Below are 14950 nucleotides of genomic sequence, written 5' to 3' on the forward strand. Positions count from 1 at the left end.
ACTAAGCGGAGATTGGCATGAAAATAGTAGTTGTTGGTTCGGGCGGTCGCGAGCACGCACTGGTTGAGGCCTTTAAGCGCGAAGGTAACGAAGTAGTAATAACTCCAGGTAGGCCGGATTGTATTCCCGGCTCGATCGATACCTCGGTCCATGATATTGAAGCCGATCTTTACGTGGTTGGCCCCGAGGCGCCTCTAGTTGATGGCGAGGCCGATAAGTTGCGAGCCAAAGGCAAATTAGTGTTTGGACCAAACAAAGACGGTGCACAAGTCGAGGGCTCCAAAGCTTACATGAAACAACTGCTCGCCGATGCCAAGGTGCCCACTGCCGATTTTGGTGTATTTACCGATGTTAAACCAGCTAATGAGTTTCTAAAAAAACTAAATGGCAAAGCCGCCATTAAGACCAGTGGCCTAGCCGGGGGCAAGGGTGTATTTGTAAGTCAAAATATCGACGAGGGTTTAGCCGACATAAAAGATAAGTTAAGCGGTAAGTCGTTTGGTGAGGCCGGCCAAGAAATTGTAGTTGAAGAGTTTTTAGATGGTCGTGAGTTCTCGGTGTTTGCAATCACCGATGGCAAAAAAGTTGTAGCTTTGCCGGTCGCGCAAGATTACAAGCGACTCGAAAACGGCGCCATGACTGGCGGCGTGGGTTCTTACTCGCCAGTTAACCACATCGACGACAAAACGCTCGACAGGGTTGTTAAAACCTGCATACAACCAACTCTCGACGAGCTACGCAAACGCGGCATAGGCTACCGCGGAGTTTTGTACATGGGCGGCATGCTAGGTAGAGATGGCAGCACCAAAGTGCTCGAATATAACATTCGCTTTGGTGATCCAGAGGCTCAAGTTGTTTTACCAAGAGTCGACAACCTAACCGATTTGCTTTACGAAGCCGCCAGCGGCGAGCTCAAAAGTCAGCCCCAAATAAACAACAAGGCACTAGCCTTGGTTGTACTGTGTGCCGAAGGCTACCCCGACAATCCCGTTAAAAACGTTGAAATAAAAGGCCTAGATACTGCAGCCAATACTGATGGTGTTACAATTTTGCACGCTGGCACCAAATCTGATGGCGGCAGCATTCTGGTTGATGGTGGCCGCACTATCAATGTGGTAGCCGAAGGCAAAAGCATAGAGCAAGCTCGCAAGCGAGCCTACGACGCAGTTAACAAAATCAGTTGGCCTGGTATGCAATATCGTAGTGATATTGCCAAAGATATTTAGCGCGAGCCGCCCACAAAGGTTAGGGCCTGGCCGCTGTTACCGGCTCGGCCGGTTCGCCCTATACGGTGAATGTAATCTTCGTATGTACCTGGCTGATCGAAGTTAATCACATGACTTACATTTGGTATATCAAGCCCTCGAGCCGCAACGTCGGTTGCAACAAGTATGCGAACGTCGTTTTTCTTAAATGCGTCGAGCGCTCGTTGGCGTTGCGACTGCGACTTATTGCCGTGTATGGCCGCGGCTTTGAGGCCTTGCTTAGTAAGGGTGTCGGCCAATCGTTGCACGCCCCACTTGGTTTCGCCAAACACCAAAACTTTTTCGAACTCTGGTTTTTTTAGCATACCAATTAGCATTTTGAGCTTTTCGTCTTTTGAGTAGGCTCGAATTACGTCTTGCTCAACATGCTCGCTGGTTTCGGTAGTGCGTACCGAAACAGTTACTGGGTCATTTAAGATGTTTTGTATTAATCGCTCAATTGTTGGCGTGATAGTGGCGCTGAAACACAACGACTGGCGGACTTTTGGTAGTTGGTCGATCAAAAATTGGATGTCTTTTATAAAACCCATATCGAGCATGCGGTCGGCCTCGTCGAGCACAAGATGATTGGTGTTGTTTAAACGCAATGCTCCTTGGCCCACTAAGTCTTTGAGTCGTCCTGGGGTGCCAATTACAAACTGGGGTTTGCGTGCTAGAGCTCGGATTTGTCGCTGCATGTTGGCACCGCCCACACACAAAGCCGAATACAGGTTTAGCCCCTTGGCAAAGGCCTTAAACTCATCATCTATCTGCACAGCAAGCTCGCGGGTTGGCGCTACAATCAGAACTCCGCCCTGACCATTCTTGGCCATGAGATTGTTAATTATTGGTAGCAAAAAGGCGGCGGTTTTGCCAGTGCCAGTGTTGGCTAGCCCAATCAAATCACGACCCTCCAAAACTGCTGGGATAGATTGATCTTGAATTGGCGTTGGAACTTCATAGCCCTTGGCGACTATGTTGCGCTTAAGCGCGTCGCTCAAAGCAAAGTCTACAAACCTATGGGTCGGCTCGTATTCGACAACTTCAGATCTGGCTGTGGCCTTATTTATAAATTTTTCTGGGTTAATGTAGCCGCCCTGGCGATTCGGTCGCTGCTTGCGGCCGCGCTGGCTGCTACTGTAGACCCGCCGGCTACTTTTGTAGCCCGAACGAGCAAAGGAGTTATTCTGCATGAATACCTTTCGTTATATTATTCTGTCTGCTTCGACGAACAGCGAGAATAATTTTTACGAAGTTTAAGATCCCGGCATTCATCAATTCAAATGTAAGCTAATTATAGCACATAATCTTAGCTTTGTCTACTATCTCTTTTTACAGATACATACTACGTCTTTGGCTGCAAAATTGAGAACCGGTTATCCTCGGTATCAATAGCCGAGATCCACAGGCCAACACCTGGAATCGCTTGCGGCTCCAAGGTGTACTTTCCGTCTTGCCCAATAGAGCCAAGAACTTTACCGCCAGCCAACTCAATCGCTTTCACGGCTGCTTTAGCATCTTCGACTGCGAGCACTACCGATGGAGCTTGACTAAGTGGGTTATTGGTTTTGGCATAAAAGCCACCGTTAATTGCGCCTTTGGTTTGAACCATGCCGTCTTTATCTGTTTTGGTGGTGTGAGCAACAACATAGTTGCCCATTTCTGGGCCAAACTTTTGAGTTTCCCACCCAAAAGCTGACTCGTAAAACTTAATCATACGGTCTTGATCTTTGTAGCCCATTTCGAAGTGAACCACTTGGATTCATTTTTGCCATAATTATCTCCTGCTAATTCTTAGTTATACTCTATTCCTTTGCGTAGCCCAATGAAATGTTTAGAGCTTTACTATATTGAGCAATAAAAGCACCAATGAAATCGGCATGCCAAAGTCCCAAATGAGTATGTAGAGGTTATTCGGAGCAAAGTTGTGTTTAGTAATAATTTCTTTAAGGTGATTAAGGCCGGCCAAAAACAAAAAGGTAACTATTGGTAACGAAATTGCCACCCAGGCCTCGACCCCATGATAAACCGCATAAAAGCAACCCAGACCTAAACCCAAACTAACTGCTGCAATCTCGTATTGAAAGCCATTGGTTTTCCAGCCAATCGAAGCCGCCATTTTTCTGGCAAAGACCGAATGCATAACCGATGAAAATATAAATACAAAACCAGCAAAATACAACAGCCAGCGAAGATCTACAATTAAGCGGCTGTCGCCCGGCACTGCACCCGGTGGTGTAACACCGCTCAAGGCTAATACCCACGCCAAAACAAAAAGTCCAGGCAAAACAAACCCAGACATCTTTTGACTTATGCTTTTGTTTTTTGCCACCATACTTAAACCCAGTTTAGCATAAGCACTATAAAATCATCAATCAGCTAAACTTTAAAGGTATTGAGCTGTTTTAGTAATCGATCTTGTTCCGAATATAGCTCGTCGTACTTTCGTGCCGTATATATTTTAGGGTCATATTCAGAATCCTCATTTTCTACCCGCGGCGAGTAATACAAGGCCAGCTCTTCTTTCACTTTTTTTAGCCTTGTTCGCACCTCGTCTCGTGTCATGTTGTATATATTATATACCCTCATAGCTCGCTCGCCTACTCTAAAACTAAAATAAACCTTCATCAGCATCGTTTGTTGGAGAAGAAAAGTTCAAACAGCTCTAGGACGGAGGTAAGAACCGGCGTACGTATTGTTCTCGCAAGATTAACCACAACTGCCCAGAAAAGTACCTGCCAGAGAGTTCTTTGGTCAATCAGCTAGTTGGCATTAACCATTTACTGAAGGTGAGCAAAAAGAATGCTGAATCAGGGCTATTGCTAGCAATAGATAAATACGGCAAGATGATGCTATCATCTAGCCCAGAGCTGGATTAGTAAATGAGGATGATGCTCAACCAAGTACTGAACCCAAGGCATTACGGTCGCCTTTGGTGCACTACTTGGCTGGGGCGGTAGGATTCGAACCTACGATCTCTTGAGCCAGAATCAAGCGCCTTACCACTTGGCCACGCCCCAACGTTTTAGCAAAGTTTTGGCTAATATAGCAAATATACCATTTGTTATATATGCTTTTACTTTACTACTCCACTTCGATTCAAATTTCTTCGACAATTTAAATCGGCTAGAATCTCATTCCTTTATCTTGCCATGAAATCACATAAGCACAGCGAGCAATAGAACCTGTGTATTTTAACAAAAACGCAATCAATTTTCCAGATCTACACGCCTAATGCTACAATGTATACATATGGATCCAATTGCAAAGATTGGCACTAAAAAGTTACTCAGAGTCGTTGGGCTAGTAGCCTTTTGTACGCTTTTGGGCGGCTCAATATTTTACCACTATACCGAGCGCCTCAGCTGGGTCGACAGTTTTTACTTTAGTACTGTTACCCTGGCTACGGTTGGCTATGGCGACATAGTACCCCGCACCAACACTGGCAAGATATTTACGATATTCTATATATTAGGCGGCATTGGCATAATCGTAGCTTTTGCTAACATTTTGGTTCGCCGGGCTGGTGAACGGGCGGTCGAAAAGGCCAAAAAACGTAAAGAAGAAAAAGCTAATAAGTAATTTATAGCCAAAATGCGAAGGGCGGCTCCGGAGTCGAAACTCCAGAACCGCCCTTGCCGATATGAAACCACCAAGCGGAGTGTTGGGTGGCCCCACATAGACTTATTCAGTTGTAGCCGATTCAGTTGGAACTTCCTCGGCCTGTCCGTTGCAGACGATGCAAGTCACCGATTCGATCACGTCCCTCAGAACCTCCGAATCCTCATCGTTGAACCCGTCGTCCTTGCCCAGCCCGAAGTGTCTAAACACTTTGGTTCGGACTGTGCGAACAACTTCGAAGTCGTTGCTGTTGCCGCACGGGCACTTGTAGCGAGTTGGCATCCGGCTCGCCTAGTGTTTGAAGTGGCGTTCGCCGGTGAAGACCATGGCAAGGCCATGCTCGTCGGCCGCGGCAATCACCTCGTCGTCGCGAATTGAGCCGCCGGGCTGGATCACCACAGCGGCGCCGGCCTCGACAGCGCCGTCGAGGCCGTCGGGGAACGGGAAGAACGCATCGCTGGCATACACGCCGCCTTTGGCTCGGCCGGCAGCCTTCTCACAGGCCAGATTGCCAGCATCACGTCGGTTCTGCTGACCACAGCCGATGCCGACGGCTTTCTGACCCATGACCAGAACGATGGCATTGCTAGTGGTTTTGGCAACCACTCGCCAGGCCATCTCGACATCTCGCCATTGCCACCTGGTCGGCCTCTTCTTGGTAACCACCCTCCAGGCCGAGGGATCAACCGTGACTGGATCAGGCGTCTGCACCAAGTAGCCACCGTCGATTGGCCTCATGATGTGAGGTGGCGGTGAGCCGGGTGGCTTGGCTTCGATCAGGCGCATGTCCTTCTTTTTGAGTAGAAGCTCTTTGGCGCCGTCTTCGAATCCCGGCACGATCATCACCTCGGTGAAGACCGACTTGATGGCCCTGGCAATACCCAGAGTCACCGGGCGGTTCAGAGCCACAATGCCGCCATAGGCAGACACTGGATCGCAGGCATGAGCCGCCTTGTAGGCAGCCGTGATGCTTCCCGCAATTGCCGCACCGCACGGGTTGGCATGCTTGATCACCACGGCTGTCGGGTCGTTGCCGAGAGACCAAGCCAGCCGCCAGGCCGCATCGGCATCAGCGACGTTGAGAAAGCTCATTTCCTTGCCGCCATGTTGCACGGCTGTGTTCCACCAGCCACCCTTCCCACCCACTACCGAATAGCGAGCGCCGAGCTGATGTGGGTTCTCGCCGTAACGCAGCACCTCATTGCGCTTCAGCGTGATCGTGATCTCTTCGGGCAGCTGCTCGTCGATGTTGGCCTTTTCGTCGTTGGTTTCGTCGGTCTTGCTCATTGCATCCCCTCCTCGGGTTGTCCTTGGAACGTTTAGCGAAGTTTATCGCCACCATAATTCTGTCATCGCACCAGTAATAACTCAAGCTCAAGCGGCTTTGGCTAAAAGTCGGTTAAGTCAGCTCTATTGGCTTTGGTCTTTACTACCGACTGCTCGGTGCGCCACCTTTTAATCTCTACATGATTACCACCCTTAAGAATCTCTGGCACCTTCATGCCCCGAAATTCATCAGGCCGCGTGTATTGTGGATATTCTAGCAGGCCTTGGCTAAATGATTCTTCTTCGGGGCTGGCCTTGTCGCCCAACACACCAGGAATTAGGCGCACCACTGAATCAACCAGCACCATGGCTGGTAGTTCGCCGCCGGTCAGCACATAGTCGCCGATCGAAATCTCTTGGTCAACAATCTCCATTATTCTTTCATCGAAACCTTCGTAGTGGCCACACAGAATAATCAAATCACTCTCTTTACTCAATAATTTTACGGTTAACTGAGTGAGCTTTTTGCCACGCGGGCTCATCATAATAACTTTGGCCTTTGGCGCTTTCTTCTTCACACTCTCAACCGCAGCAAAGACTGGCTCAGGCTTGAGCACCATGCCAGCCCCGCCACCATAGGGCGTATCGTCAACCGTTTTGCGTGATCCTAATCCAAAATCGCGCAGATTCACGAGTTCGATCTGCGCCAACTTTCTTTCCCGAGCCTTCCAGATCATGCTGTGGGCAAACGGCCCCTCAAACATTTCTGGAAAGAGTGTAACGATAAATATTTTCATTTGTAGTAATTATACCTTTTTTGTTGATCGCCGGCATTAAAGCAATCGGCAATTAAGAATAGTTTTAGCGCTCTATCTTCGAGGACTGCCTGAGTCTGCCTACTGGCGGACGAGTTCCGCAGAACAAGAAGTTAAACTATTTGAATGCTGCTAGCATTGCGTCCATGCCAGAAGTTTTGCTTCTTTGGCTACAAAGAAGTGCTGGCTGCACAAGCCGTAGACTGGATTCCTGCCTACGCAGGAATGACAAAATGCGGGTGTTTACACGTCCAAATCGAGGTCTTCGAGGCCTTCTCTGGCTTTGGCCTTAATATCCTCGGCTTTGTTCTCAGACGTGTCTTCTTCGGCAGCTGGCTCGGCTGCCGCCTCTTGCTCGGCCTCTTCGTTGGCCTCCTCAACCTCTTCTTTTACCGGACGTTCAGAGCCTTCTGGTTCAACAATCTTTAAGTTAAAACGAGCATCGTTTTTGGCACCAAGCACACGTAATAGGGTGCGAATCGATTTGGCTGTGGCACCACTTTTACCAATAATTTTGCCCATGTCTTCGGGGTCGACCGTGAGCTCTAAAAGCACGCCACGTTCATCGACGCTGCGACTAATTTCGACTTTGTCGGGCTTATCGACTATTGCCTTTACAACGAATTCTACAAATTCCTGATCAATGTCGGCCATTGGGAGAGTCTCCTTATTAATCTTTACTGATATTGTAGACGTAAAAGTTCTATTTGGCTAGTGCTTACTTTTGGTGCTAAGCCTTAGCTTCTTTGTCGGCTTTGGCGGCCGCGTCGGCTACGTCTTCGGTAGCTTTTTTGACATCTTCGACAACTTTCTCTTCTGTGGCTGCTGTTTCTGGGGCATCGACTGTGGCAGCTTTGGCCTCAGCGTTTTCTTGCGTGGCTTCAGCCACTTCGGCTTCTCCACCAGCTGGCGGATTTTCGGGTTTGGCTACTGCTTCGTCTTTCTTTTCTTCGCTCTTTTTAGACTTCTTATTGCGATCATGAATCCCGGCCCATTTGGGCAGATCAACGCCATTAGCTTTCAAAATCCGAAGTACACGATCTGAGGCCTGAGCTCCATTTTGCAGATACTTGGCAATCTCGTCTTTGTCGAGTTTTACCTCTTTGGTGTGTGGGTTGTAAGTACCCAAAACCGCCAAAAACTTGCCTGTAGCAGCCCGGCGCTTATCGGCTGCTACAATTCGGTATAACGCATATTTATTTCGGCCCACTCGGGACAAACGAATTACTACCATATACTCCTTAAGTTAAAGTGTAGGTTTAAAAACAATGAGGTTAATTGTAGTTGAACTAACCTGAAAAGTCAAGGGTCTACAGGTGGGGCTGAGGAAGGCCTATTTTTCGTACTTTTCGAGCGCCTTGGCGGCGGCGGCCTGTTGGGCAGCCTGTTTACTGCTGCCGCCACCCTTGCCAAGCAGTTTTTTGCCCAAGTAAACACCCATTATAAACTGCTTGTCGTGATCTGGGCCAGACTCCTCGAGCACCTGGTAGCTAGGGGTAATGCCGTCCCGCTCCTGCGCGATCTCCTGAAAATGACTTTTGGCATCAATATGGGCGCCCTCTTTTAAAATTCCAGGGAGCTTTACAATTATATGATCATGAATAAACTTACTTGCAGCATCGTAGCCGGTGTCCATATAAATGGCTCCGAGCGTGGCCTCAACTAGGTTGGCCAAAAGAGCTACCCGGTTTCGGCCGCCGCTTTTAGCCTCGCCGCGACTCATGAGCAGATATTGGCCTAGGCCTAAGATCTCGGCCAGTTCGGCTAGACTCTCAGTTTTTACCAGAGCCGATCGCCAGCTGGTTAGTTCGCCTTCGGGTTTGTCGGGATAGCTGCAGAATAAATAGTCGGTAACTACCAATTCGAGCACAGCATCGCCCAAAAACTCCAATCGCTCATTGTGTTCAATTTTGGCTCGACGGTGCTCATTAAGATAGCTTCGGTGGGTAAAAGCCGTTTTTACTAGTTCGGCATCTTTAAACTTTATGCCCAGCACTTTTTCAACTTCGGCTTGATTAAACACGGGCTTTGGCCTCCAGACGATTAATAGCTTCTCGCAAAATTACTCTTGTTGCTTTGTATTCCAGTATCTCATAAGCTTTTTCGGCTTCAAACCACTTAACAGCCACTATGCCTTCGGAGTTTTCTGGCACCACTGCCTCGGTGTGATCGAGTGATTCGATCATGAATACAAAGGTTGTCATAAATATCAGCTTGCCATTCATGCGATAAAAAAAGTGAATCTTGTCGAGTTTCTCAACAATCTTAAGCTCGTGCAGACCGGTTTCTTCGCCAATTTCACGCAGCGCAGTTTGCTCTAGGGTTTCGCCCGATTCAACATGGCCTTTTGGAATACTCCAGCGGCCTTTTACATCTTGCAGCAAGAGCACCTGGAGTTCGCCATCGACAAAGCGATAAACAATGCCGCCGGCCGTATACTCACGGATGGCTTTGGCGCGATTGTTGTTTTGGCTTGGCTTGCGCCGGCGCCTATTTGGCTTCTGCTTGTTGCTCGGAGTCGTCTGTTGAATCTGTGGAGTCGGTTTTGGTTTTTGACTCTGGTTTGGATTCGGACTTGTCTGGAGTGTTGGCTTCGGCCTTAGCTTTTTTGTCTTCTTCTGGTTCATAAAAATCACTCTTTCGATAAATCGTACCCAGCACGCCATTAATAAACTTGCTGGAGTTTTCGCCACCAAAGGCCTTGGCTAACTCCACAGCTTCGTTAATGGCAACTTTGGGCGGAACATCGCGCTTAAGCATTAGTTCGTAAATACTCATACGCAATATGGCTTTGTCGACCTTGGCAATTTGTTCAATCGGCCATTCTGGTGCTGCCGGTGTAATTATGTCGTCAATCTTCTTTTGGTCTCGAATGGTGCCGCGCACAAGATCCTCGATAAAATCTTTCTCACCGGCAGCATCTTCGTAAACGGCAATGTTACGGGCCAGGATCTCGTCGATACTGGTCTTGAGTTCGGTCATTTCCAAGGCACTGCGAAAGTCGTATTCGTATAGACTCTGTAAGGCAATTATTCGACATAAATGGCGATTGCTGGCCATTACTGTTAACTGGCTTTGCGGACTCTTGCCATATTGAGAGCAGCTGCCTTGTGCAATCTGCGCGGCAAGTTAGTTTTACTGTTTTTCTCGTACATCAACTGCACTGCTGCCAAGCTGTCGTGACTCCGACGCTGGCCGCGAGTAGCACTAGTGCGACGTTTTTTGGGTACAGGCATGAGCATGCCTCCTTTTATTTGATCTAACCATGCTAGTGATTGAGCGCTTATCTCGCTTCAGCGAGATGTCTATTGCCCCAATTGCATACTTAAATAATTACGATGCAATTTGGGATCTGTGACACGATGTCGGGTTTTATTGATTTTTTGCGACACCGAATGCTCTATTTGAAGCATTTCGCTAATCATTCTAGCACTTTTTGGGCTATTTAGCAACTACTTATCGGCCGGGCGTACCATCTCTACGGTGGGCATCTTATCGTGGTGCAGAGGTAACTCTTTATCGGTTTTAGCAAAACCGTATCTCTGGTAAAAGCGTAGTGCTCTATCGTTGTAAGCAGCAGCTGCCAGTTTTGAAGGTTTGGCCGGATCCAGCCAGGCTAAGAAACCATCCATAAGCTCGTTAGCAATTCCGCTGCCTTTAGCAGAATCTAATAGGTAGATCGCCTGCAGATCATTAAACTCATCTATTTTTTCGGCAATAAAAAAGCCAACTACCTCACCAGCTTTGTTCTTAACAACCTTATACATAACTTTTTCTGGATTGGCCTGGGCTTCGGCTATGCGCTTACGTCGAAACTCGTTACCCTCTTCTTTGGCGACCTTGCCCATTTTTTCATTAATAAATGCAGAATTAATTCCAAGCTCGTGATTTATATAGGTCTCGTGCCAAGATTTTAAATGCATCGGCCCTATAGCAACCGCGTCATTTTGCGTTGCGTCTGAAACTGTATATTCGCTCATTGCTTGGTAATCATCCTTAATACCGCTTGGCCAGTCGACCCTCTGACTGGCCCCATGGGTATTGTGTTGTAATCCAGACCCAGCTGTTCTTTGAGTTCGTTAAACTCTGAGTCTGCATAGGATAGCCGGTCTGTAATTTCCGACCGACCCGACACCGTATCTACCACCATGTCAGCTAGCGAATCTTTCCAGCTGGCATAGCTCCTTAAAACATCGCCATGGCTGCCAGTAACAAAGCCGTCCATGTAGACGCCGGGGGATTTTAGGGTCCGCGATAGTTCAGTAATAAAATCAATTGATTTTGTTCGGTCAAGCGAGAAAATCAGTCCGCAACTAGTAACAAGATCGAAACTCTCATCTCTAAAAGGCAACCTGGTTACGTCGGCTGCAACCAGCCCAATCTTATTTTTTGTTCTCTCGCGGGCAATAGTGAGAAACTCTGTGCTTCGATCGAGCCCTGCAAAAGAATCACAAAAACCCGCTAGCCTCTTTGCCAACACACCGGTGCCCGTACCCAAATCAATGCCTTGGCCAAGTTTTGCCCGGTGTCTATTTATAACCTTTTGCATAAAGTCAGTGATGCTCTCTACAATTGTTGGGCTGCTGAAACCATAAAGCTCATCAAACCAGAGCTTGCCAGTAGGGCTGGGCTCTAGCGTCTGTAAATAGCGTTCCACTGGCGTATCTAAATGACGAACTGCCTCTGCAAAACCAATGAGTTGGTCGGCCGATATGCCTCTTAGGCCTTTTTCTAAACCCCTTTCTTCTGACTCTCGTGCTAGTGCATAAACTGTTTGCCAAGTTTGTTCGTTCTCTACATCGGCAGTTTCTAAAAACTCCTGGCGCTTTTCTGGCGTAGTATCGGCAGAATATAGTTCACTCATTGCTTGGTCACAAAGTTAACTAATCGACCTGGCACAACTACAGCTTTTACAATCTCGGCACCACTAGTCCAGCTAAGTTCGTCATTCTTAATGCGGGCCTCAGTTTCAATGGCTTTGGCATCAGCGCCAGCCTCAACCACAAACTCCCCGCGTAGTTTGCCATTTACCTGCACTACAATTGTAACCACGTCATCTTTTACTAATTCTGGATCGTACTTGGGCCAAGACTGCAAATGGATGCTCTCGGTGCGGCCAAGCTGCTCCCACAACTCCTCGGCTATGTGAGGTACAAACGGCGCAAGGATTTGCAGCAAGCTCTCTATTGCAAGCGTCCACTCTGGCGACTTTTGCACACTATAATCACTCTTGTGTTTATAATACTCATTGGTCGCCTCCATAATTGCAGCTATGGCGGTGTTGAACTTTTCGCCCCCAATATCTTGAGTAACTTTTTTGATTGATTTGTGAGCAGACCTTGTAATGGCAGTGCCGGCTATAGGTTCAGTTTTGTTACCTTCCGCTGCCATGTAAGCCTGGGTCAAGCTCCAGACTCGACTCAAGAAACGATATGCACCGGGTACACCTTGTGGATCCCAAAGTACATCTTGCTCAACAGGGGCAGCAAACATTTCGTACAGCCGTAAAGCATCGGCACCGTTTTGCTCAATCACCTCCAATGGATCAACACCATTGCCTTTGCTTTTACTAAAGGCCGAGCCGTCCGGGGCTTTGATTTTGCCATTGTAGACCATCTTGTCGAATGGCTCGGGGCTGTCCACTAAGCCAAGTTTGTGGAAAAACCTTGTGAAGAATCGTGCATACAGCAAATGAGCCGTAGCATGATCGCCGCCATTGTAAAAATCTACGGGCATCCATTTTTTTGTAAGTGCTGGGTCCCAGGCTTGAGTATCGTCGTGTGGACTCAAGTAACGCAAGAAGTACCAGCTAGAGCAAACGTAGCCATCCATGGTGTCGGTCTCGCGCTTACCCATCTTTCCACATGTCGGACAGGGAGCATTTACCCAGCCTTCTACGCCCGCCAGTACCGATACATTCCCGCCGGTAGGCTGGTAGTCCTTTATTTCGGGCAGCAACACTGGCAAATCTTTTTCAGGGACTGCTACTGCACCGTGTTCTTCGCAGTGAATAATTGGAATTGGTGCTCCCCAATACCGCTGACGGCTAATCAGCCAATCGCGCATCTTGTATTGCACTTCTGGTTTAGCCAGCCCTTTTTTGCTCAAGAATTCAGTAATCTTTTCTCGGGCTTGGACCGAACTCATGCCGTCAAATTGGTCAGAGTTGTAAAGCACCCCATCGCCAGTAAATACCATGCGGGCAACAAACTTGTCATATACGTAGCGATGCAGGGGATCAACCACCTCTGTTTCGGCTTTGTCTTTGCTGATCCATTCAACCTTAAACTTATCTTTTTCATTATCTTCGAGCTGTTGGCTTTGGCGATTATCGCTCTTTAATCGGAAATGGACAGCCTTAGTGTGGGCAATTGTGGCCTGCTTTTTGGAATGCGCATAGTAGTGGTGGTGAATTGTTTCGTCACCTATCTCTATCAGCTCTAAGTCTGCGTAACCAGTCTCTTCAGCTACTTCGCGCTTGGCGGTTTTAACCGGATCTTCACCCTCTTCGACCGTACCGCCAACCAGTAAGCGCCCGCCAAGCTTTGGACCCCAGTTTATGGTCAAAACTTCGCCCTTAGCATTTTCCACCAAGGCCACAATCTTGCCCTTTTCTTTAGGCTCTTTTTGTTCACTGCCAGTTACAGGCTCAACCGAGGTCTTGAGTGGAATCTTATGCTTCATAGCGAATTCCACATCGCGTTCATCGTGGCCATCACCAAAAACCGCGCCTGTGCCATAGCCACCCAACACAAAGTCAGCTACCCAAATCGGCATTCTTTCACCACTGGCCGGGTTGGTTGCATAACTACCAGTAAAAACACCGGTCTTTTCTTTGGCCTCTTGACGGTCAACGTCGGTCTTAACCACAGCCTGCTTGGTGTATTGTTCAACCTCGGCTTGCTTGTCATTTGTAGACAGCTCTTTGATTAGTGGGTTCTCAGGTGCCAACACTATAAACGTGCCGCTGTAGATTGTGTCTATTCGAGTAGTGTAGGCTTCAATGGTCTTGCTTGAATCCTCAATCGGAAACTTAACCAAAACACCTTGGCTACGACCAATCCAGCTTTTTTGCGAAGCTTTGACCGACTGGGTCCAGTTAAGATCATCTGTGGCCTTGAGCATCTCATCGGCATAATCAGTAATCTTAAAAAACCACTGCTTTAAGTTCTTTTTGGTTACTAGTGGATCATCCGGACCGTCATGACGCCAACACTTGCCATTTATTACCTGTTCGTCTGCTAAAACAGTCTTGCACTGATCGCACCACCATTGAGCACTTTCTTTTTGATAAGCAAGCTTGTGCTCAAACAGCTTGGTAAAGATCCATTGCGTCCATTTGTAATACTCAGGGTCGGTCGTGTTGATCTCTTTGCTCCAGTCGACCGCCCAGCCCATGGCTCGATATTGCTTTTGGTATTTAGCGATAGCTTTTTTGGTAGATTCTTGGGGTGAAACTCCCGTCTTGATAGCAAAGTTCTCGGCTGGCAAGCCAAATGAGTCCCAACCTACTGGCTGATACGAGGCATGGCCTTGTTGTCGCTTAAATCGAGTTATTACATCAGAAATCGTGTAATTGCGTACGTGCCCAACATGTATACCAGCGCCGCTTGGGTAATTAAACATACCAAAGCCATAAAACTTAGGATTTTTGCTGGCTAGGTCGACAGAATAAATGCCTGTGTCTTGCCAGATTTTTTGCCATTTCGGCTCGATTGACTTAGGATCGTATTTTTTCATAATGACCTTATTCTATCAGATTAATTTAGTACGGACACGGCCCGGGGTGGTTTCCCACCCCGAAGCCGTCCGCAAGGGCACCTGTCCTGACTGAGCTCAGGCGTATGGCACCAAGCCGTCAGGAAAACGAGCTTTGTCAAAGGCTGGCCAGACTGGCGGCCAGGAATGACCAATTGCACTCTCGACCTGAGTGTTGTCTGGTGTCGAGCTGATCTGGGTTGTAATCGGTTGTGTGGTTGCTTGTTTCTTCATGTCTCTCCCTTG

General features: G+C 48.0%; 17 protein-coding genes and 1 tRNA gene. 2 read left to right on the top strand and 16 right to left on the bottom strand.

The features are described 5' to 3' along the window. The first annotated feature begins 17 nt into the window (after window positions 1–17). Window positions 18–1226 carry a phosphoribosylamine--glycine ligase gene (gene purD, locus HYX70_05050; protein ID MBI2798622.1) on the top strand — a complete coding sequence of 403 codons (1209 nt, stop codon included), beginning with the start codon at window positions 18–20 and terminating at the stop codon, window positions 1224–1226. On the opposite strand, the gene HYX70_05055 is transcribed toward purD, so the two are convergent. The 5 genes from HYX70_05055 to HYX70_05075 all read right to left on the bottom strand — a co-directional run bounded on the left by HYX70_05055 (window position 1223) and on the right by HYX70_05075 (window position 4264). Then, a complete protein-coding gene (locus tag HYX70_05055) occupies window positions 1223–2437 on the bottom strand; it encodes a DEAD/DEAH box helicase (GenBank protein MBI2798623.1) in 1215 nt (404 codons plus the stop codon). The genes purD and HYX70_05055 overlap by 4 nt on opposite strands. Window positions 2438–2589: 152 nt before the next feature. Next, a complete protein-coding gene (locus HYX70_05060; protein MBI2798624.1) occupies window positions 2590–2985 on the bottom strand; it encodes a VOC family protein in 396 nt (131 codons plus the stop codon). A 93-nt stretch (window positions 2986–3078) separates the two neighbouring features. Continuing rightward, on the bottom strand, window positions 3079–3579 hold the full coding sequence (locus HYX70_05065; GenBank protein MBI2798625.1) for a hypothetical protein: 501 nt from the start codon (window positions 3577–3579) through the stop codon (window positions 3079–3081). Window positions 3580–3623: 44 nt separating this feature from the next. Then, complete coding sequence (locus HYX70_05070) at window positions 3624–3809, bottom strand: hypothetical protein (protein ID MBI2798626.1); 186 nt, start codon at window positions 3807–3809, stop codon at window positions 3624–3626. A 380-nt stretch (window positions 3810–4189) separates the two neighbouring features. Then, window positions 4190–4264, bottom strand: a tRNA-Gln gene (locus HYX70_05075). 232 nt (window positions 4265–4496) lie between these two features. On the opposite strand from HYX70_05075, the gene HYX70_05080 reads away from it, so the two are divergent. Further along, window positions 4497–4826 carry a two pore domain potassium channel family protein gene (locus tag HYX70_05080; GenBank protein ID MBI2798627.1) on the top strand — a complete coding sequence of 110 codons (330 nt, stop codon included), beginning with the start codon at window positions 4497–4499 and terminating at the stop codon, window positions 4824–4826. A 330-nt stretch (window positions 4827–5156) separates the two neighbouring features. Here the strand turns inward: HYX70_05080 and HYX70_05085 are convergent, their stop codons facing one another. From HYX70_05085 to HYX70_05135, 11 genes are all read right to left on the bottom strand, one after another. Continuing rightward, window positions 5157–6152 (bottom strand): hypothetical protein, encoded by a 996-nt coding sequence (locus HYX70_05085; protein MBI2798628.1) that lies wholly within the window; start codon window positions 6150–6152, stop codon window positions 5157–5159. 101 nt (window positions 6153–6253) lie between these two features. Further along, window positions 6254–6928 (bottom strand): tRNA (guanosine(37)-N1)-methyltransferase TrmD, encoded by a 675-nt coding sequence (gene trmD / locus HYX70_05090; protein ID MBI2798629.1) that lies wholly within the window; start codon window positions 6926–6928, stop codon window positions 6254–6256. Between the two features lie 261 nt (window positions 6929–7189). Continuing rightward, on the bottom strand, window positions 7190–7600 hold the full coding sequence (locus HYX70_05095; protein MBI2798630.1) for a KH domain-containing protein: 411 nt from the start codon (window positions 7598–7600) through the stop codon (window positions 7190–7192). Between the two features lie 76 nt (window positions 7601–7676). After that, window positions 7677–8180 carry a 30S ribosomal protein S16 gene (gene rpsP, locus HYX70_05100; GenBank protein MBI2798631.1) on the bottom strand — a complete coding sequence of 168 codons (504 nt, stop codon included), beginning with the start codon at window positions 8178–8180 and terminating at the stop codon, window positions 7677–7679. A 99-nt stretch (window positions 8181–8279) separates the two neighbouring features. Beyond that, the gene (gene rnc, locus HYX70_05105; GenBank protein MBI2798632.1) at window positions 8280–8969 is read right to left on the bottom strand and encodes a ribonuclease III; all 690 of its coding nucleotides are present in this window, start codon (window positions 8967–8969) and stop codon (window positions 8280–8282) included. Window positions 8970–9436: 467 nt separating this feature from the next. Continuing rightward, window positions 9437–10006, bottom strand: a complete 570-nt coding sequence (nusB, locus tag HYX70_05110) for a transcription antitermination factor NusB (GenBank protein ID MBI2798633.1) — start codon at window positions 10004–10006, stop codon at window positions 9437–9439. 5 nt (window positions 10007–10011) lie between these two features. After that, entirely contained in the window at window positions 10012–10182 is a 171-nt protein-coding gene (locus HYX70_05115; protein MBI2798634.1) for a 50S ribosomal protein L32, read from the bottom strand. 216 nt (window positions 10183–10398) lie between these two features. Next, window positions 10399–10926, bottom strand: a complete 528-nt coding sequence (locus HYX70_05120) for a GNAT family N-acetyltransferase (GenBank protein ID MBI2798635.1) — start codon at window positions 10924–10926, stop codon at window positions 10399–10401. After that, window positions 10923–11810: a class I SAM-dependent methyltransferase gene (locus tag HYX70_05125; protein MBI2798636.1), complete on the bottom strand. Its 888-nt coding sequence runs from the start codon at window positions 11808–11810 to the stop codon at window positions 10923–10925. Before HYX70_05125 ends, HYX70_05120 begins: the two co-directional genes overlap by 4 nt. Further along, a complete protein-coding gene (locus HYX70_05130) occupies window positions 11807–14686 on the bottom strand; it encodes a class I tRNA ligase family protein (protein MBI2798637.1) in 2880 nt (959 codons plus the stop codon). Before HYX70_05130 ends, HYX70_05125 begins: the two co-directional genes overlap by 4 nt. A gap of 96 nt (window positions 14687–14782) precedes the next feature. After that, window positions 14783–14938 carry a hypothetical protein gene (locus HYX70_05135; GenBank protein MBI2798638.1) on the bottom strand — a complete coding sequence of 52 codons (156 nt, stop codon included), beginning with the start codon at window positions 14936–14938 and terminating at the stop codon, window positions 14783–14785. Window positions 14939–14950 lie beyond the last annotated feature (12 nt).

The sequence above is a fragment of the Candidatus Saccharibacteria bacterium genome (assembly GCA_016191105.1).
GTDB lineage: Bacteria > Patescibacteriota > Saccharimonadia > CAILAD01 > BJGX01 > JACPPH01.

Coding starts and splice junctions, on each gene's coding strand:
- purD (MBI2798622.1), top strand. CDS start 18: ATGAAAATAGTAGTTGTTGGTTCGGGCGGTCGCGAGCACGCACTGGTT.
- HYX70_05055 (MBI2798623.1), bottom strand. CDS start 2,437: ATGCAGAATAACTCCTTTGCTCGTTCGGGCTACAAAAGTAGCCGGCGG.
- HYX70_05060 (MBI2798624.1), bottom strand. CDS start 2,985: ATGGGCTACAAAGATCAAGACCGTATGATTAAGTTTTACGAGTCAGCT.
- HYX70_05065 (MBI2798625.1), bottom strand. CDS start 3,579: ATGGTGGCAAAAAACAAAAGCATAAGTCAAAAGATGTCTGGGTTTGTT.
- HYX70_05070 (MBI2798626.1), bottom strand. CDS start 3,809: ATGACACGAGACGAGGTGCGAACAAGGCTAAAAAAAGTGAAAGAAGAG.
- HYX70_05080 (MBI2798627.1), top strand. CDS start 4,497: ATGGATCCAATTGCAAAGATTGGCACTAAAAAGTTACTCAGAGTCGTT.
- HYX70_05085 (MBI2798628.1), bottom strand. CDS start 6,152: ATGAGCAAGACCGACGAAACCAACGACGAAAAGGCCAACATCGACGAG.
- trmD (MBI2798629.1), bottom strand. CDS start 6,928: ATGAAAATATTTATCGTTACACTCTTTCCAGAAATGTTTGAGGGGCCG.
- HYX70_05095 (MBI2798630.1), bottom strand. CDS start 7,600: ATGGCCGACATTGATCAGGAATTTGTAGAATTCGTTGTAAAGGCAATA.
- rpsP (MBI2798631.1), bottom strand. CDS start 8,180: ATGGTAGTAATTCGTTTGTCCCGAGTGGGCCGAAATAAATATGCGTTA.
- nusB (MBI2798633.1), bottom strand. CDS start 10,006: ATGGCCAGCAATCGCCATTTATGTCGAATAATTGCCTTACAGAGTCTA.
- HYX70_05115 (MBI2798634.1), bottom strand. CDS start 10,182: ATGCCTGTACCCAAAAAACGTCGCACTAGTGCTACTCGCGGCCAGCGT.
- HYX70_05120 (MBI2798635.1), bottom strand. CDS start 10,926: ATGAGCGAATATACAGTTTCAGACGCAACGCAAAATGACGCGGTTGCT.
- HYX70_05125 (MBI2798636.1), bottom strand. CDS start 11,810: ATGAGTGAACTATATTCTGCCGATACTACGCCAGAAAAGCGCCAGGAG.
- HYX70_05130 (MBI2798637.1), bottom strand. CDS start 14,686: ATGAAAAAATACGATCCTAAGTCAATCGAGCCGAAATGGCAAAAAATC.
- HYX70_05135 (MBI2798638.1), bottom strand. CDS start 14,938: ATGAAGAAACAAGCAACCACACAACCGATTACAACCCAGATCAGCTCG.